Source organism: Saprospiraceae bacterium, from assembly GCA_016715965.1.
Classification (GTDB): domain Bacteria; phylum Bacteroidota; class Bacteroidia; order Chitinophagales; family Saprospiraceae; genus Vicinibacter.
The window spans coordinates 571,249-590,308 of sequence record JADJXG010000001.1; the positions used below are offsets into that span (position 1 = coordinate 571,249).

Annotated in this window: 18 protein-coding genes; 12 read left to right on the forward strand and 6 right to left on the reverse strand. The window is 40.9% G+C overall.

What is annotated here, in order from left to right:
• Positions 1-79 precede the first annotated feature (79 nt).
• The 9 genes from IPM48_02155 (at position 80) to IPM48_02195 (ending at position 6,643) form a co-directional block, all read left to right on the forward strand.
• Positions 80-1,261 (forward strand): class I SAM-dependent rRNA methyltransferase, encoded by a 1,182-nt coding sequence (locus IPM48_02155; GenBank protein MBK9270373.1) that lies wholly within the window; start codon positions 80-82, stop codon positions 1,259-1,261.
• 4 nt (positions 1,262-1,265) lie between these two features.
• Positions 1,266-1,622, forward strand: coding sequence for a hypothetical protein (locus IPM48_02160; protein ID MBK9270374.1), 357 nt, complete (start codon positions 1,266-1,268; stop codon positions 1,620-1,622).
• Positions 1,623-1,749: 127 nt separating this feature from the next.
• Positions 1,750-2,205: a 30S ribosomal protein S6 gene (rpsF, locus tag IPM48_02165; protein ID MBK9270375.1), complete on the forward strand. Its 456-nt coding sequence runs from the start codon at positions 1,750-1,752 to the stop codon at positions 2,203-2,205.
• A gap of 34 nt (positions 2,206-2,239) precedes the next feature.
• Positions 2,240-2,506, forward strand: coding sequence for a 30S ribosomal protein S18 (locus IPM48_02170; GenBank protein ID MBK9270376.1), 267 nt, complete (start codon positions 2,240-2,242; stop codon positions 2,504-2,506).
• 36 nt (positions 2,507-2,542) lie between these two features.
• On the forward strand, positions 2,543-2,989 hold the full coding sequence (gene rplI / locus IPM48_02175; protein MBK9270377.1) for a 50S ribosomal protein L9: 447 nt from the start codon (positions 2,543-2,545) through the stop codon (positions 2,987-2,989).
• A 104-nt stretch (positions 2,990-3,093) separates the two neighbouring features.
• Positions 3,094-3,729 (forward strand): pyridoxamine 5'-phosphate oxidase, encoded by a 636-nt coding sequence (pdxH, locus tag IPM48_02180; protein ID MBK9270378.1) that lies wholly within the window; start codon positions 3,094-3,096, stop codon positions 3,727-3,729.
• Between the two features lie 16 nt (positions 3,730-3,745).
• Positions 3,746-4,642 (forward strand): hypothetical protein, encoded by an 897-nt coding sequence (locus IPM48_02185; protein MBK9270379.1) that lies wholly within the window; start codon positions 3,746-3,748, stop codon positions 4,640-4,642.
• A 95-nt stretch (positions 4,643-4,737) separates the two neighbouring features.
• Positions 4,738-6,021: an amidohydrolase gene (locus tag IPM48_02190; GenBank protein ID MBK9270380.1), complete on the forward strand. Its 1,284-nt coding sequence runs from the start codon at positions 4,738-4,740 to the stop codon at positions 6,019-6,021.
• A gap of 85 nt (positions 6,022-6,106) precedes the next feature.
• Complete coding sequence (locus IPM48_02195) at positions 6,107-6,643, forward strand: hypothetical protein (protein ID MBK9270381.1); 537 nt, start codon at positions 6,107-6,109, stop codon at positions 6,641-6,643.
• A 253-nt stretch (positions 6,644-6,896) separates the two neighbouring features.
• Here IPM48_02195 and IPM48_02200 read toward each other — a convergent pair whose 3' ends face one another.
• Positions 6,897-8,351, reverse strand: coding sequence for an anion permease (locus IPM48_02200; protein ID MBK9270382.1), 1,455 nt, complete (start codon positions 8,349-8,351; stop codon positions 6,897-6,899).
• A 102-nt stretch (positions 8,352-8,453) separates the two neighbouring features.
• Between IPM48_02200 and IPM48_02205 the strand changes: the two genes are divergently transcribed.
• From IPM48_02205 to IPM48_02215, 3 genes are all read left to right on the forward strand, one after another.
• Positions 8,454-9,476 (forward strand): aldo/keto reductase, encoded by a 1,023-nt coding sequence (locus tag IPM48_02205; GenBank protein MBK9270383.1) that lies wholly within the window; start codon positions 8,454-8,456, stop codon positions 9,474-9,476.
• Positions 9,477-9,583: 107 nt separating this feature from the next.
• Complete coding sequence (locus IPM48_02210) at positions 9,584-10,297, forward strand: pirin family protein (protein ID MBK9270384.1); 714 nt, start codon at positions 9,584-9,586, stop codon at positions 10,295-10,297.
• Between the two features lie 10 nt (positions 10,298-10,307).
• Positions 10,308-10,886 carry a nitroreductase family protein gene (locus IPM48_02215; protein ID MBK9270385.1) on the forward strand — a complete coding sequence of 193 codons (579 nt, stop codon included), beginning with the start codon at positions 10,308-10,310 and terminating at the stop codon, positions 10,884-10,886.
• Positions 10,887-11,048: 162 nt separating this feature from the next.
• Here IPM48_02215 and IPM48_02220 read toward each other — a convergent pair whose 3' ends face one another.
• The 5 genes from IPM48_02220 to IPM48_02240 all read right to left on the reverse strand — a co-directional run bounded on the left by IPM48_02220 (position 11,049) and on the right by IPM48_02240 (position 19,009).
• Positions 11,049-12,833: a T9SS type A sorting domain-containing protein gene (locus tag IPM48_02220; protein MBK9270386.1), complete on the reverse strand. Its 1,785-nt coding sequence runs from the start codon at positions 12,831-12,833 to the stop codon at positions 11,049-11,051.
• 30 nt (positions 12,834-12,863) lie between these two features.
• Entirely contained in the window at positions 12,864-13,685 is an 822-nt protein-coding gene (locus tag IPM48_02225) for a hypothetical protein (GenBank protein ID MBK9270387.1), read from the reverse strand.
• A gap of 35 nt (positions 13,686-13,720) precedes the next feature.
• Positions 13,721-15,793, reverse strand: a complete 2,073-nt coding sequence (locus IPM48_02230) for a hypothetical protein (protein ID MBK9270388.1) — start codon at positions 15,791-15,793, stop codon at positions 13,721-13,723.
• 545 nt (positions 15,794-16,338) lie between these two features.
• On the reverse strand, positions 16,339-17,073 hold the full coding sequence (locus IPM48_02235) for a class I SAM-dependent methyltransferase (GenBank protein ID MBK9270389.1): 735 nt from the start codon (positions 17,071-17,073) through the stop codon (positions 16,339-16,341).
• A 43-nt stretch (positions 17,074-17,116) separates the two neighbouring features.
• On the reverse strand, positions 17,117-19,009 hold the full coding sequence (locus tag IPM48_02240; GenBank protein ID MBK9270390.1) for an amidophosphoribosyltransferase: 1,893 nt from the start codon (positions 19,007-19,009) through the stop codon (positions 17,117-17,119).
• Positions 19,010-19,060 lie beyond the last annotated feature (51 nt).

Sequence of the window (19,060 nt, forward strand, 5' to 3'; positions counted from 1 at the left end):
AGCCAAGTTGCCATCTCTAAAAAGTCAATTTACAATATTGATTTATATTTGAGCCAATAAATATGATTAATTTTTGAGCATTCCATGTATCTTTCTTAAAAACCAAAGAGACCAGTCTGTCCTGCGCCGACATCCCTGGATCTTTTCCGGAGCCATTGAGGCTATGGACCCTGGACTCGGCGACGGTGATTTGGTAAGCGTTTACAACAAGCAAAAATTACAAATAGCCTACGGCCACTTTTACCACGGCAGCATCGCGGTTAAAATTTTGAATTTTGGACCTGATGCTTATTCTGAATCCATCTGGTTTGATAAAATCCAAAAGGCCTACGATCTCAGGATCTCGCTCATCCAATCCGGCTTGCTGGACTCTGACGCCTGGCGATGGGTAAACGGTGAGGGAGATGGTCTTCCCGGACTGATCATAGACCGATTTGGTTCTTTGATCACCATCCAATGCCACAGCATCGGCATGCATCGATCCATAGCACTCATCAGCCAGGCTATTCTGGATGTGGACGCCGCAAACATCCTTTGCATCTATGACAAAAGCAAAGAAAGTCTTCCGGCGGAATATGCCGCTGGATTGAGCAACGGAGTGTTGTTTGGAGAGTTAAAGCCAACCCGCATTTGTGAACATGGAATAAATTATTGGGTAGATCCGGTCCATGGACAAAAGACGGGTTTTTTTCTGGACCAGCGTGACAACCGGGCTCTGGTTAAAAAATGGAGCAGGAACAAAAGAGTGCTCAACACTTTCAGCTATTCTGGCGGATTTAGTCTTGCTGCCCTTAAAGGCGGGGCCCGTGAGGTACTTTCCATCGACTCCTCCGCCAAAGCCATGCAACTGCTGGATCAGAATTTGGAAATCAATGGATTTAATCACACGGTCCACCAATCCATCCAGGGGGATGTACCGGGGTGGTTTAAAAATTACCAGGGCGATCCCTACGATCTGATCATCCTCGATCCTCCGGCCTTTGCCAAATCCATTCATAAGCGACACCAGGCCATCCAGGCTTATACCCGTCTGAATTTTGTAGCGATGCAGAAACTTAGCCCAAAAGGGCTCCTGTTCAGCTTTTCTTGTTCCCAGGTGGTGACCGAGGAGTTGTTTTACGGTGCAGTCAGTGCAGCAGCGATTCAAGCGGGAAGAGATGTAAGGCTTTTGGCCAGACTCAGTCAGGGTCCGGATCATCCCGTCAATTTTTTTCATCCGGAAGGGCACTATCTCAAAGGATTGTTGTTGTATATAGAGTAATACCTTGTTTTCAACCAATCCAACTTCTTCAGATGAATACAATGAAAAAATGGCAAATGAAATTGATTTAACCCAATGGTGCACTGATCTTGCCCGTTCTTCCCCAGACCACCAACAAAGCTTGCTTCTGATTGGCGAAAGGGTCAGTGAATTGTTGCAGCAGGATCCGGGTTTGCTGTTCAGCCACCTGTACCGGCTGGATATCGAAGAAAAGGACCTCCGCAAGATCTTAGAGGATTATGCTCCAGAACTATGGCCTGAAAAGCTGGCAGAAGCCATTTGGCAACGACAAATGGAACGAATTGAATCAAAGAAAAGGATCCGGGTGAATCCGGTCCATGAGGAGGGCTGGGACTTCTAAAGTGGGCAAAGACCCCTTGAAACCTGCCAATATTGGGATTTTATTTGCAATTTTTTCCAGTTTTAATAGTCTATTTTGCCGATTGGCTGTATATTTGCAGCCCTTTTAAAAAAAATTGAATTATCAAATGAAACATTTTGAAGTAAACTTTATCGTGGATCCGGTGCTGTCGGACGATGAAGTCAAATCGACAGCGCAAACCTACCAGGAGATGCTGACCACAGAAGGTGCGTCCATCGTCCATGTAGATGAAGCGGGACTTAAGCCTTTGGCTTATCCCATCAACAAGAGGAGTACCGGTGTGTACTACTGCATTGAATTTTCAGCTCCGACAGGATCTCTCATCGGGAAAATGGAGCTTGCCATGAAAAGAGATGAGCGCATCATGCGTTACCTTACCGTCAGCCTGGACAAATTTGGCGTCAAATACAATGATGACAAAAGAAATGGCAAGATTGGCAAAAAGGTCCGCAAAGAAAAGCCAGTGCCTGTTATGATGTCCAAACCTTATGTTCCAAAAGCAGCAATTCCTGAAATCATTGGAGATGATCTCGGCGAAGATGTTTTAAAGGTGGACGAATAATTCATTTATTTTTTTCAATTTAAACTGTAAAAAAATGGCAACGCAAGACGAAATAAAGTTCTTAAGCAATCCTAACATCGGCAAAAAGCATAAAAAATACTGCCGCTTCAAAAAATTCGGACTCAAACACATCGATTACAAAGATCCCGATTTTTTAATCCAATTTATTAACGAGCAAGGCAAGATATTGCCACGCAGACTGACCGGAAACTCTCTGAAATACCAAAAAAGAGTGGCTACCGCGATCAAAAGGGCACGCCATCTGGCCATTTTGCCTTTTGTTTCTGATTTGCTCAAATAGGGATTTCTGACCTTCACCTTTTTAAATTCAAAAGACATGGAAATTATTCTTCTTAACGATATAGACAAAGTAGGCGACAAGTATGATGTAATCAAAGTAAAAGCTGGTTTCGGAAGAAATTATCTGATCCCTAAAGGCCTCGCTTTGGTAGCATCTGAAACGAATCTTCGGAGACTTGCCAATCTCAAAAGGCAAGAGGATATTCTGGAAAATAAAAAGCTGAGTACCTATCGGGAATTGGCTGCTCAATTGGAGGGGGTAACTCTTCGGATTGGTGCTAAAACCGGAACTTCTGGCAAAATTTTTGGCTCTGTGACCAATGTTCAAATTGCACAGGCGCTAAAAGATCAGATCAATCTTGAAGTGCAGCGCAAGAAGATAAAAATTCTCGATGACATCAAAGAACTTGGTCTGTACAGTGCACAGGTGGATTTTCACAAAGAAGTCATTGGAAAGGTCAATTTTGAAGTGGTAGCAGAATAAGCACTCCGCAAAAATGAGAACATTTGCCTGATCTGTCCTTACCGGGGCAGAAATAAGAATTATATAAATAATATCAAACTCTTTTCATTACTTTTGCTTCAAGCATGGACTACAAAGATCTGAGAAAAGAGTATCTAAAGCACAGTCTTGAGCTTTCTGATTTGGATCCGGATCCCATCCTGCAATTCAAACGCTGGTTTCACGAAGCCATTCGCGCCAAAGTAGATGAGCCAAATGCCATGGTTTGTGCCACAGTCAGTAAAGAGGGTAAACCCTCTTGCAGGTATGTTTTATTAAAAGGCTTGAGGGAAAATCGATTTGTTTTTTTTACCAATTACAACAGCCGCAAAGGAATTGAATTGACAGAAAATAAGTTTTGCAGTCTGGTCTTCTTCTGGAGGGAATTGGAAAGACAGGTGAGAGTTGAAGGGATGGCTGAAAAATCTACAGAAGAGTACTCCGATGAATACTTCGAATCAAGGCCGTTGGGAAGCAGGATTTCCAGCCTGGTTTCTCCACAGAGTGCAATAATCCCTTCAAAAGCGGTATTGGAAGAAGAATTAAAAAAGTGGTCAGAACTGGATGCCGGACTGATCAAACGTCCGGTCCATTGGGGAGGTTTTGAAATTATTCCAGATCGAATGGAGTTCTGGCAAGGAAGACAGGATCGTCTGCACGACAGGGTTTGTTACCAGAAAAAATTGGATTCCAGTTGGGAGCTCTTTCTCCTGGCACCTTGAGCATAAACCAAAACACATGAAAGAAAACAAAAAATCCAAAACGGATCAGAAAAAAGGCAAGGTCGTCAAATTTGAACCCTCAAATGATCAGGAGATAGGTTTGTTTGTCGAAGAAATCCTTCTCAATCACGAAGAAGATTTTAAGGAGGATTGTTTTTTTGAAGATATCATTGAAGCAGGCAGGGTCCTGTGGAATCTGGCCACTCTTCGGAAATTTCATCCCAAATTATTTTTGGATCTACTCCCGGAGGTGGAATTGGAGCTCGCCGAAATTGGATTGGTCAAATCCAAAATTCAGGAGATTTTGAAATTAAAAGAAACTAAATATTCCAGAGGAATTTATTTGGCTGATGAGGTGGAAATGTTGGATCCGGAAAATTCCAGTGCTCCAACAATTAAGGTCAACCTGATCAAAACAGAAAATTTTGCAGAATTTTTGAAGTCCAGTGTGATCGAATACCCTGAATTATATATGTTTTTTGGAATTGAAGACGAAGACGCATACGATGGGTCCGAATATATGGAAGACGAAGATGACAGTATCCCGGGATACATGGACCGGTTTAACCTCGTTTTAATGCCAAGACCAAACTTTGTATTGTGGGCAGAAAAATGGCTGAACGAAAACAACAAAAAGTCACTTTTGGAGGCAAAGAGTTTTGCGATTTCAAGTGATTGGGACCAAACCCCGATGGATGATTTGATAGAAACATACTATCAAAAAATGATGGAAGTCATTCTGATGAGAATTACAGAGAAAAAGAACTGGCCCAAAAAACTCAGTCTTTCTCTTTTTTACGATTGGTTTGAATGCCATAAGACGGAAGTCACCTACGATCTGGAAAGCGATATGGTGCTTAAATTTGGAGAGGGCTACCCCGATGATTTTGACTTTGACGCGAGCCTGAATTGATGGTCACTTGCCGGTTGTGAATGGTCCATTTTTGTGCAGCGCGGGAATAAAACTGAGCATATTGTAGAACGAGTTGATATAAGAAAAAAGAGCCTATGCAAAAATTTATTCTTCATCCCCTCCTCTTTGCCTTTATTCTGATCCAACCGATGTTGGCTCAGGATTTTATTGAGAAAGAAAGTCGGCTGATCCTCGACGATCTGATTCAGCATAGGCGGCATCTGCACCAGAATCCTGAACTCAGCAACAGGGAATTTAATACCGCCCAGTACGTTGCCAAGCACTTGCGCGAATACAATCTTGAAGTGAAGGAGGGGATTGCCCACACAGGCGTTGTTGGGATTTTAAAAACCAATCGACCCGGTCCCGTGATTGCGCTCCGGGCAGACATGGATGCCTTGCCTGTTGAAGAAAAATCAGGACTGCCCTTTGCCTCGCAATTAAAAACCAATTACAATGGCCAGGAAGTATCAGTAAGTCACGCCTGCGGTCATGATGCCCACGTCGCCATCCTCCTGGGCACCGCCCAATTATTGGCCAAACACCGCCATCGGTTGAAAGGAACCATTGTTTTTATCTTTCAGCCAGCAGAAGAGGGACCTCCCGAAGGCGAAGAGGGTGGCGCTCCGATGATGATTCAGCAAGGAGTATTGGAGGATCCAAAGGTGGAGGTCATTTTTGGATTGCACATGAATGCCCATGCTCCTGTAGGACATCTGTGGTACAAGCCGGGTGCATTTATGGCATCTGCAGACTGGTTTAAAGTGGAAATCACCGGAAAACAAACCCATGGTGCCAAGCCCTGGGACGGTGTTGACCCAATCACCGTTGCGGCACAGATCATACAGGGATATCAGACCATTGTAGCCAGACAAACAGACCTCACAAAGACACCTTTGGTGTTGACGGTGGGAAAAATCAATGGTGGGTTAAGAGAAAACATCATTCCCGAAAAAGTAATTTTTGGTGGCAGCATAAGGGTCATGGATACCAGCATTCAATACCAAACACACCGGAGCATGCATCTGATGACAAAAAACATCGCAGAGGCCTATGGAGCAAATGCCAGTTTGACCATTGTCCAGAGGTGCCCGGTGACTTTTAATACCCCTGACCTGGTGCAGAGAATGATCCCTTCCCTGCAAAAGGCTGCCGGAGCAGATCGCGTGTCATTGACCGATGGATCTACCTGGTCAGAAGATTTTGCCTGGTATGGTACCAAGGTGCCTTCCTTTTTTTTCAATCTGGGTGGCAGACCAGTTGGCATAGATCCTGATAAAGTGTCTCCCCACCATACACCCGGATTTGTGATAGATGACAGCCAGCTGGATGTTGGCGTCCGGGCTTTTTGCCATTTGGTAATGGATTACAGCCGGTAGGATGCACTTTTGCCATTTTATCAAATCCAGCCATTAAAAAAATCAAGTTGACGGCAGAATTTTTCAGAATGTTTAACTTTGTCTCATGAAACTCCACACCATTATTTCGATTTCTTTTCTGCTTATTTTGGCCTGCAAACCCAAGGTAGATTATGAGGCAAAAATGCAACAGTTGGCTGCAGAATGGACCGATGCATCCGCCCAATTAAGTGAAATAAAAATCAAGATCCGGAACAATCTCAATTCGATGCAATCCCTGATGCCCAACATCAAAATGGACAATGATGCATTCCGGAAAAGGAAACCGGACGAACAGAAATACCTGAAAGAAATGAAAACTGCCTTTGAAACTCAGTACAATGGATTGAGCAGAATGCAGGGAGAATTCTTGGACTTTGAGAAAAAATGGTCAGAACATTATTCACTTCTTCAAGATACACAATCTCAATTAAAATCAGACAAAACACCCGAAGACATTGAAGATCGGATCGTCCGGATTGAAAATATTTTGTTGGAGTCTCCCAGCAGCATTGACTCCTGGAACAAAAAAGCAGATGGTTCTTTGACCACGGCCATGACTGCCTATCAGCATATTTTCCAGTTGATGTATCAGAATAAATGAGTGAAAGCGTCTTTTGGAAAATTGGTTTTGGAAAATTTTATTGCATTTTCCTTTCCTCTCATGCTTAGAGGATCTCATCATGCTTAGTTCCCTACTCCTTTTTGCCTGCTTGATCCAGCTACGCAAAATTCACAACCCCACTTGCCTCTTCCTCTCTATCCTTCTTATTGTCCCAGATAATAGAATGACACAATACGCTTCTGGTCCAAGACCATCGACCTGGCTTGGTGAATATAGCGGATCCATTTTGTCTCTAACCAATGATTAAGTACACGAGAAAACCAATGGTCACAATGCTAATCAGGTTGAGGTAAAATCCCGCTTTCAGCATTTGATGCAAAGGGATTTTTCCCGATGAAAATACAATTGCATTGGGTGGAGTGCCCATCGGCAACATTCCCGCACAACTGGCAGCCAGGGTCATTGGAATACCAAGGATAAGAGGATTTAGATCCAAGGCCAAAGACAAACTTCCGACCACAGGCGCCATCACAATGACCTGCGCAATATTGGACATTATTTCACTCAGGAAAATAGAAATCGCGGCAATCAAAACAATGGAGAGAAAAACCGAAGAAGGCGAATGCAAGGATAGAAATTGTCCCATCTGTTGGATCACACCGGCATTTTCCAGGGCTTTTGCCAGCGTAAGGCCTCCACCAAACATCAAGAGGATTCCCCAACTCATTTTAGAAGTATCGGACCAATGCAACAAGCGTTCGTCTGTTTGTGGATCTTCGGTTTCACTGGGCTTATTCAGTTTAAGTTTTACACCGGATGGTATCATAAACAATAGCATTCCCGCTCCAATACCAATCATGCTGTCATGAATTTTTATTTGTAAAAACAATTCCAATGGTTCTCTAATGATCCATAGCATTGCAGCCAGTACAAATACCATCAGCGTTCTGATTTCAGAGGTTTTCCAAGGACCCAAAGCGCTTCTTTCTGTGCGAATAAAATCCATGGTTTTTTCCTGACTTCTCAGTCCATTGACAAAAATGACTTTTGTAAAAAGTAGATATAACAAAGCGAGTATCAAAATCGCGATCGGTAAACAAATTTTCATCCAGTCAAAAAATGAAATTTCCAATTGTAGTTGCTCTCTGGCATAAGCCACAAAAGCAACATTGGGTGGAGTCCCAATGATGGTCGCCAGACCACCGATATTTGCCGCATACGCAATTCCCAACAGAATAGAAATTTGAAAATATTTTAAGTCAGTGTCCGGATTTGTTTTTCCTATAACCGAAAGCACAGAAGTTGCGATGGGAAACATCATCATCGTGGTAGCCGTATTGCTCAACCACATGCTGATGAGAAAACTCGCCACCATAAATCCCATAAGTATTTGGTTGCCCTGGCTTCCGGTCCAAACGAGGATGTTCAAGGCAATTCTTTTATGCAAATTCCATTTTTCAATGGCAAGTGCGATGAAAAAACCTCCCATAAATAAAAAAATGATGGGATCTGCATAGTGGCGCGCTGTTTGTTGAATTTCTTCGATACCCGACAACGGAAATATCACCAATGGCAACAAGGCTGTGACGGGAAGTGGTAGTATTTCAAAAATCCAAAAACAAACCATCAATATCGCCACGCCTGTGGTGCTGAGCATTTTTATCTCTGATTGAAAGGGATTCCATAGGAAGTAAATTGAAATCAACAAGACAACGCCAAATCCCATCCACAGTTTTTGATCTTTCATGAGGGCTAAATTAATCCCATTTTCAATACCAACACGATCAATCTACTCCTCCAACTTATCATCGGTTCAAACGTTACATTTTCTCAGCAAAATCTATCTACAATGCAATATCAATTATTGGGCAAGAGTGGTCTGAAGGTTTCTCCACTTTGTCTCGGAACCATGGGATTTGGAACCGAATGGGGCTGGGGACTTTCACCAGAAGACAGCCATCAGATCTTAAAACATTTTGTAGACGCGGGTGGTAATTTTATTGATACGGCCAACCGATATACGGAAGGCTCCAGCGAAAAAATCATTGGAGATTTTATTTCCACAGACAGAGATCATTTTGTAATTGCCACCAAGTACAGCTTGCACGACAATCAAACCAACGTCAACGCTTCGGGCAACAACCGCAAAAACATGATCCGAAGCGTAGAGCAAAGTCTAAAGCGCCTGAAGACCGAGTTTATTGATTTGTTGTACCTCCATATTTGGGATCGATTGACACCCATCGAAGAGGTGATGATGGGATTGGATCATTTGGTCAGACAGGGCAAGGTACATTATCTGGGAATTAGTGATACGCCAGCCTGGGTGGTGAGTCAGGCACAGACGCTGGCTGAATCCAATGCCTGGAGCAAGTTAATTTCTCTGCAAGTGGAATACAGTCTCTTGCAAAGAACCCCCGAAAGAGAATTGATTCCGATGGCCAAACATTTTGGGATGACCGTAATGCCCTGGGCACCCCTTGCCGGTGGTGCATTGACCGGAAAATACCTAAAAGGAGAACAAGGTCGAATTAAAACAGGTAGCAGCAGATTGAATGAAAGGGCTGAAAAAATCACCAAAACTGTCCTTGAAATTGGAGATCAATTGGGGGTGCCGGCTTCGCACGTTGCCTTGGCCTGGACCAGACAGCAGGGCTTTTCCTGCATTCCAATTGTGGGTGCTACCAAATTGAATCAGTTGGACGAAAACATCAAATCATTGGCATTGGTCTTGTCTGCCGAACAGCTTGAAAAATTAAATTTGGTAAGTCAAATCGAATTGGGATTTCCCGGAGATTTTTTCAACGAGGCTGGTGTAAAAACCGTGACCTATGGAGGATTTTACGACCAAATTATCAAACCCTTTGAGTGAATTTAATAATCTGGATTCAGAATTGCTCAGTCTCTGAACTTATCCTAAGAAAATTGAATTCTAATGGGATATCCACCATTTTTAAAATAAAATCGAGGAGTTAAGAAATGGCAAATACCGTATATCACGCAGCAGAAACGAGAGGAAAAACCAAAATTGGTTGGTTGGATTCAAACCATACTTTTAGTTTTGGTTCTTATCAAAATAATCAAAGGATTCATTTTGGTGTTTTGCGTGTCTTGAATGATGATGTCATAGCAGGGGGAAGCGGTTTTGCTGCCCATCCTCACAGCGACATGGAAATTATTTCCATACCCTTGTCCGGGAGTTTAAAACACAAGGACAACATGGGTAATGAAGTGGTGATCAAGACCGGAGACATTCAGGTGATGAGTGCCGGTACGGGCATTCAGCACAGTGAATACAATGCAAGTAGCACGGAGCCCTGTTCATTCTTGCAAATATGGATATTTCCCCATCAAAAATCTGTAAAGCCACGGTACGATCTCTTTTCTTATGACACCGACTTGGAAAATCAATGGCAGCAATTACTTTCTCCCAATCAAGAGGATAAGGGTGTTTGGATTCATCAAAACGCATGGATCCACCTGGGAAAAATGTCAGAAGGAATTCAACTCAATTACGCGCTAAAGAATCCAAAAAATGGCTTGTACATTTTTGTGTTAAATGGAACCGTAAAAATTTACGATCAAATCTTGAATCCAAGAGATGGATTTGGGATCACCGATCCTGATCATGTGGAAATCGAAGCCGTACAAAATGCAGAAATCATCGTCATGGAATTACCCATGCATATTTAATAGTATAAAAATGAATCAAATTAAAAAGGCACACACGAAATATCCGGTTTTGGAATTAATTCAAAATCGCTGGAGCGCAAGAAGTTTCCGCACGGACAAGGACATCTCCATGGACGATCTTTACACCTTAATCGAAGCCGGTAGTTGGGCTCCAAGTTCAAGCAACGAACAACCCTGGAAATTTATCCTTGCACCGAGGGGCAGTGAGCAGTATCAGAAAGTGTATGATGCATTAATGGAAGGCAACAAACCCTGGTGCAAGAATGCTGCTGCATTTGTAGTTTGTCTGATCAGAACCCAGGTCGAAAAAACGGGGAAGGATAATTTTTATGCGATGCACGATTTGGGGCTTGCCAACGCGCAAATTTTATTGCAGGCTACTTCGATGGAAATTGCCAGTCATCCGATGGCCGGCATTGATAAAAATAAATTGACCGAATCTTTTAATATTCCTGAGGGAATCAAACCTGCGGTGGTCATAGCGTTGGGTTATCTAGATGAAGCTCAAAAACTCGAAGAGCCTTTTCTCACAAGGGAATTGACGCCTAGGAATAGGAAGCCTTTGGAGGAGATTATAATGCAGTTTTAAGTTTTAAGTTATTAGTTTTAAGTTATAAATCAGAGTATAACTTTTATTGCTTACAAATTCTTAAAGACTTAACACTTAAAACTCAACACTTAAAACTATTTCCTGTGATTTCATGAATTCCGTTGACAGGTTTATTATAACTTATAACCAATTACAGAGCCATCACTTCACGACTACAATTTTCTCCGACTTTAGCAAAACTCCTCGTTCAAATAAATTAACAAGGAAAATTCCTGTAGGCAACAGCTCTGTATCGATGACATTACTACCTTGAAATACGCGTTCACGGAGGACGGTTTGTCCTTGTGAATTTATTAGATGTAAGTACATACTTTCGGGCAAATAGTCATGTACATTTAGGACGAAGTGATCAGAAGCAGGGTTTGGAAAAATATCAGTTTTAATCTCAATTTTTCCTTCATCGTTAGTTGCTGAAGTTCCCACATTCAGTGTCCTACATAGAGTATCTGCGCCATATTTATTATTAACAATCAAACAAACCTCATAGATTCCATCCTTCTCGAAGCAGTGTATCGGAGAAGTATCCCTACTTTGTGTACCATCACCCAGATCCCAATACCATTCTGGTTCAGATTCTTCTGTTAAATACCCACTTAAATCCACAAACTCAAAACAGCGGTATCTGGCAGTGTCCTGATCATATCTCCACCAGGCCCAAGGCACATTGTCGATACCCAAAGTGTCACAATCGCTGCCATCGATAGGGCCGAGTCGGAAATGAGGAAAAAGTGGCATTGACCATATTACTGTAAATAAACGAATTTTCCGCAAATTAAAATCACTTTTCTCAGGAGCTAAATTAGGTTTTTCTATTGTGTGGTAAAAGCGAGAGGGGCGCATTGCAAAATGAATATAAATTTTACCATCAGGACCGGCAAGCATTTCTCCCATTTTTGCTTCAAGATGAAAGCTGTCTGTAACATGACTTATGACTCCATCAGTTGTTCCAATGATTTGCCTGTTACCCATTTTTCCATCTAAAATACTATATTGATACACGAAATCATCAATCGTTGTATACAAGTACTTAGAATTTGGGGAAAAACAGCCACCGGAGCCTCTACCATATGAGTAATCTGGGAATACATCGGATTGTCTATTAGACAATAGCCCTGTGCATCGGTCAAAATGATAAAACTCAACCCTGCCATGATCATCCCAATTATCATAAATCCTGGTTGTCATAGCATAATATTTTCCATCAGGAGAAAAAAATGCCCAACCGCCAGAATTGTCAGTAAATCTCTCCATATTTTGTATGAAAATGTTCTGAATCTTATTTTCAGAAAACAGTATGGTATAAAACTGATTTGATTGGAATCTTGGAATTAAAATCCACCAATCCCTGCCATTGGCGTGTTTGCAGGCTGCTAACATGCCAACAGTTGTTGTATCATTGAGAAAAATTTCATTCTTTGTCAATCGCATGGATGTGCTGTTTTCTTCAATGAGCACATTTCTTAGATTGTAAAAGTATGCATAAACTTCGTTGACCCCGGGTCTGGGGTCTCCTATTGTATTCCATAATCCAGTGAATAGTGAATAACTTGAATCATTCAAATAATCTGGTAACATCAGACTCATTTGAGGAGATCCATCGCAATAAGAGAATGGGCAGATATCTTCGTACCTACCAACATATTTGTGGAATCTGTTTTGCACGGTCTTGCCGTCAAAATGATACCTAAATTCTCCTGCTTTATTGCTGATCATTGCGCTAAAGTACGCCGTATTATTGATAAATTTGGACGAGTAAGTAAGCGATGGATTGCCATCCTGAGTATCAAAACTCAGGATGGCTGGTCCATAAATAGAATCAATGGGTAAAATATCATTAAATCCAACAACCCAATTAAAATCATGTTTCTGTGCCAAAGCTCCAGAAGCAAAATATAAGACAAAAATCACTGAAATTACGAATTTCATAATCTAAGTATTTTGGAAAAATTAATTTACCTAAAGCTTTATGAAAGGTATGGCCTTCATTGGTATCTTGTCTGACAGTATTTGGATTCTGTAAATACCAGTTGGCCATTCAGATGTATTCACTTTTGTATTGGACTCTTTATGACTTAACAAACTATAAATCGGAGTACCCATCACATCAAAAATAAGGATGTCATAAGGTTCAGATTTGACTTTATCATTTCTCCACTCCAGCTCTATCCATTCCTGTGAAGGATTGGGAGTTATTTTTAAATTTATGGAGTTTAATGGTATCTGATCCTTATTTTTTGAAATCAATTCTGACTCCTCTTCACACAAATCTTCATCATCAAACAATACTTCCGGTTTATAATGTGCATTGATGCTTCTGGCGAGAAATACAAGGCTGCCATGACTATTGGGACATAGATTGGATAAAGCATACAAATCAGCCAATTGAGTAGAATCTGCTTGAACCACTTGTGGAAAAACCAGGTCCAATTGCAGCTGTCTAACCGCTTTCTCATTGGTTTCTATATCTCCCGTTGGACTCAGATAATTTAGAATTTGCTGAGAAGAATTTTTAACAGTATTCATTGTGCTTAAATGTGAAGTGTCATTAGAATACAAAGTGGAATCAATAAAGCCCAAGCTATCAGAGAAAAGATCTAGTTGTTCAAAAATATCTGTACTATCTTGTTCATCTTCTGCATATTCAAGCTCAGTGAATAAGGAGTCAATAACCAAAGAATAATCAAGAGCTATTTGCAGTAAAGAATCCATAATGAGTACATCTTCATATTGTACCGCGGCTGCTTGGTAAATCAAGCTGTCAAACATATGCAATTTCATCAGATTGCTTCCAAACTGTGCATCATAAAAAGAATCTAGTGAGGTGTGTTCAGAAAGAAGATCGGATAAAACCGAAGTAGTTGATATAATTGTCTGGCACCATCCCACTGTAAGATTTCTCCATTTGTTTCTCCAGAAAGTTCTCCTTCAGCGACTGCAATGTCCGTATCTGAAAAATATTCTTCGGGATACCTCCGCAATTCAGTAATTGGAATCTGACAAATGCTGGAGGATAGACATGGGGTAGTAACGGTAACATTTACCGTGGTAAACCAATCTGTACCTGAACTTGAGCAGGATTGTGACGGGTTGATGTTTTGTGGCCATGTAGGCAAACTACATCCTGCTGCTTTTATTTTTGATAGTTGGTTAATACTTCTAATCAATATAGCATCTATGCGTTGGCTTTGTTGAGATGGAGCCCAGGTGTTTTGAGAGACTTGTCCGGCTTTAGGATTGCGAGAATCCGGTTGTGGGCCAAAAAAACCATCCTCGATGACGAGACCATTAGAGTAAGTGCCTTGGCTGCGATTTCCATACCAGGTTGTTCTGGGGCTAGATCCAGTAAACTTGTATGCATTCACTGGGTTTATCACATTATTGCAACATACTATGTTTTGGATACCTTTTTTAATGATAATACCTTCAGGTACGTTTTCATCTTGCACAGATGATGTAATTGGATTGTTGATAATATAGTTATAATTAGAACCCCGTAGTTCAATACCTGATGAGAGCACCACATCATCCGGCTTTTCCAGACTAAAATTAATGTTATTTTCATGAATATAAATCCCTGTAGAGCTTTCCATAAAAACTCCCCAGCAACCAATGTCTAAATTAAAATCATTCAATGAAACATCACCACCACTTGCTTTTGCATTGATCAAACTAACCGCCCTTCGCTCTGGATGTGTTGGTCTAGGTGAAATGGTAAATGTATTGGATTGAATGATAGGTGCAATCCCAGGTATTGGTGAAATAGCATAGACTCCATGTCTGTCAAAAGTAAAATTATTATTAGGAAAAATTTTAGATTTTGACATTGCATTAAGATCATATATACCAGCGATGACGCTATCTGTAGTGTTGTTACTTACAAGATCCAACTTTGAAGATTGTGCTCTGATTGCTGAATGAAGTTGATACATATTACATCCGCGAATAATTCTGCCAGTGCTGTTTAACAAGTTAATAGCATACCCACCATCATTTATTAAATAATCACAAGGATTTTCATTGTATGTATATAAATTTCTAAACGTAACATTATCAACTGCAACTGTAGAATTTTCCGAGGTTATTCCATCATGTAAATCTTTGAAGTAACCATATATCATACGAAGACTTGCGTTATTCACAACCCAGACACCTTGTTTTGATCTATCTAAATTGCCAGTGGTATTAGAAGCGTCATTCAAAAGTGTTCCATTGCATAAAAATTTGCAATTATTAAATCCAGGAGCACTAGAACTTGATGTACCATCCAGTTTTATTCCAGTCCAGTTTCTATCAAATGTACAAAACGATATATAGTGTCCGATATCATACATTTCGATCGCGATTCTTGCATCATAAAATTTACAAGAATTGATCGATGCTGAGTGTTGTCCAGCATTCAATTTAAGTCCTTTATACATGTCATTAGTGCAAGATCTAAAATTTGTGTGAGATAGGTTCGTATACCCATTTACAACTATCTCAGATTCTGAGTCCATATACACTTCAGAATCAATGAATTCTAAATAATCTGTTTCAATTATACCATATATACAAATAACTTCACCATTTGCTCTAAAGTCTGAAATATAGGTTGTTTGTCCTCTTTGACCATATTCAGTTGCACCTGATGGGCAGTCGCAGGTATTTGTTGCCACTTTCTTGTTGAATGTTCTGAGGAATAAATTATCCAGTGGATTGGACTTTATATGTACTAAAGGTGAGGGAAGGGCATTTAGCCTAAACACCCCGCTGGCCATGATAAGGGATAAGAGGACAAGGAATTTGATGAGCTGATGAGCTGATGAGCTGATGAGCTGATGAGCTGATGAGCCCAAATTCGAGCTGGCAAAGTTACTGTTTGCCGGGGAGAAAAACATCTTTTTCATTTGAAATTGATTTGAGTTAAAAAATAATAATTACAGTCCAATTGGCCAATGCAATCTCATCTTGAACTGTAGCGAATAACTTATCTTCTCCTTCAAAAGCGCGTCTACTGATTGCCTCAGTCTAAATAAAATGTCCATGGTGATTTCCCGATATTCTCCTGACCCTCCTTTGTCCCAAAATTGGAGAATCAATGAATTCCTGACAAAAATACAAAATAAAGTTTAAATAAGTTCCAAATAAGTTGAGAAATGGGCAAATATCAGGTAAAACCCTTAGAGAAATAAATCAGGGAAAACCCTGACAATTTTTCAAAATTCTTTTCTATTTTAATATTTGTATAATAGAATTATAGATATGTAAATTATTACAATATAAATAAATATGATCTTTTTTGATACATTCTTCGGTGAAGCTTATTTGGTTTCATTATTCTTCAATAACTAATAATGCCTACAGCAGAATTTATAGGTTTATGACGCCTGTGGCGTCGCTACGGTTTCCAAATTTTCAAATTGACTAATTCTCTAATTCTCTAATTTACTAATTATTCCACCATAAAAGCCGTCTGATAATAATTATTGACCGCTCCAATTAATTTTGGCTTGAAATAAAATGCTTCTTCCATGATTTTCATGGCTCTAAATTCGTGCATCGGCACATTAAATTCATCAAATAAAATGACGTCTCCTGATTTTAAAAAGGGATGCAGACTGGCCAAGGTAAATAAAGTGGAGGAAAATAAATCTGCGTCGAGGTGAATGATTTTTCGGGTGGATTTTAGCGATTCGTGCTGTTGGATAAAATTTGGAAGTGTGTCTTGAAAAAGGCCTTTGATAAAACTGGCGCGACTGTCCTGCACTTCCGGAATGTTGGCCATCAAGGTCCCCTTTCCAAAAAACATGCCCCAGTGTTCCGGCAATCCTTCAAACGTATCAAAGCCTATAAATTGACTTTCCGGATTTTTATTTTCTTGCAGCCACCAGCGAAATGAATGTCCTTCAAAGACTCCGAATTCCAAATAGATTATTTTTTGAGAAGCCAGATCCTGTTGATCAGATACATATTTATACAATTCCAATCGTCTGGAGTAATCCCGATGGTTATTGTAAAAATCATTCTTAATATTTTTCCGATCTTGCCTGGAAGCCCAGCGCGAAAGGCTCATCAGGTTGGCAAAAAATGATAGCGGTTTTTCCAACCAGCCCAATACAATGTGCAATTGAAGCCTGAGAATAAAACCTTTTGCCAAGGCATTAAAATGAATAAACCATTGGCTCATCATGACAATTTCTGATTTTTAAAAATAAAAATTCAAACATGGATTAATAAGCGCGAACTTCCTTTTTCTGCATATAGTTAATGAATGCATTGTTGACTACGCGATTACCTCCGGGTGTAGGGTAGTTTCCTGAAAAATACCAGTCTCCTTTGTGCTCGGGGCATGCTTTGTGCAGCCCTTCCAGCGTTTGAAAAATAATATCCACCGGAATTCCTATGTTTTTTGGGGTCAGTATTTTTGCGATTTTTTTGGAAATGGCTTCGTAAGAATAGAGCTTGTACAAATCAATCATCCCGTTTTGAATTTCTTCAAATGCTTTTCCATTTTCAAAAACGCAACGATCGTAAGCTTCATCCAATAAATATTCCTTTCCATCTTCCTGAAGCAGCTCGACCAAAGCGTTAAAAGCGACAAATTTTCCCAATTGGGACATGTCTATGCCGTAACAATCCGGAAAGCGTATTTGAGGAGCAGAGGATACCACGATGATTTTGGCAGGTTTGAGGGTGTGAAGGATTTTAATAATGCTGTCTCTGAGTGTGGTACCTCTGACAATTGAATCATCCAGTACCACCAAAGTATCCTTGTGGTTTTTGACAATACCGTAGGTCACATCGTACACATGCGAGACCAATCCCCCCCGGATTTGATCATTGGCTATGAAAGTCCGCATTTTTTCGTCCTTGACCACCAGTTTTTCGATCCGTGGTTTTTGTGAAAGTATCCGCGTGATTTGATCTTTGTCCGCATTGGTGCTAAGCTTGAGGATGTCCTGAGTTTTCTTTTCATTGAGATAATCGTGCAAACCTTCTGTCAGACCATAGAATGCGGTTTCAGAAGTGTTTGGAATATAGGAAAAAACAGTATTTTCAAGATCGTAATCCACGGCTTTCAGCACAGAAGGAACCAATTGGCGACCCAAATTTTTTCTCTCCTGATAAATGTCGTAATCATTACCTCTGCTGAAATAAATCCGCTCAAAGGAACAGGATAATTTTTTGCCCGGTTCTATGCAATATTCCTGCTTAACCTCGCCGTGGTGTTTGATAATCAATGCACTGCCCGGACTGATTTCCTGAATATCGGTTCGCCTAACACCCAAGGCTGTTTGCAAAGCCGGACGTTCGGAGGCAACTGCAACAATCTCATCATCCTGATAGTAAAATGCAGGTCTGATCCCATTGGGATCGCGTAGGATAAAGGCATCACCGTGCCCAATCATACCTGCCATCACATACCCCCCATCAAATTTTTTAGCGGCTTTTTTTAAGACCCTGGCTATGTTGAGATGATCAAATATCAGAGGGTTGATTTCCATTTGATTGTAACCTTCCGGTTTGTACCAATTGAAAAGATGCTGCACTTCTTCGTCGAGGAAATGTCCGATTTTCTCCATCACGGTCACCGTATCAGACATCACTTTTGGGTATTGACCCAGACTGACCAACTTGTCAAAGAGTTCGGTGATGTTGGTGAGATTGAAATTACCGGCCACCACAAGATTGCGGCTGATCCAGTTGTTTTCCCGAATAAATGGATGGACGGTTTCGATTGAATTGTCACCGTGTGTGCCATATCTGAGATGGCCTAAAAGCAATTCCCCTGTAAAGGGTTTATTGGCTTTGAGCCAGGCGGGATCATTGAGTTGGTGTTCCGGCAGATCCTTGAAATGCTTATAAACGGATTCAAACAGATCCTGCAGGTAGTTGGAAGAATTGCTCCTTCTGCGGGAGATGTACTTTTGGCCCGGACTTACCCCCAGTTTGATGGTTGCCAAACCAGCACCGTCCTGACCTCTGTTGCGTTGCTTTTGCAACAAAAGATTCAGTTTTTGCAGACCGTAGAAGGCCGTACCGTATTTGTTATGGTAATATTCGAGGGGTTGGAGAAGCCGGACCAATGCAAGTCCGCATTCATGTTTGATTTGGTCGCTCATGATCTGTATGACCGCACAAAATTAAGCATTTATATTGATCTGGCGGAGGGT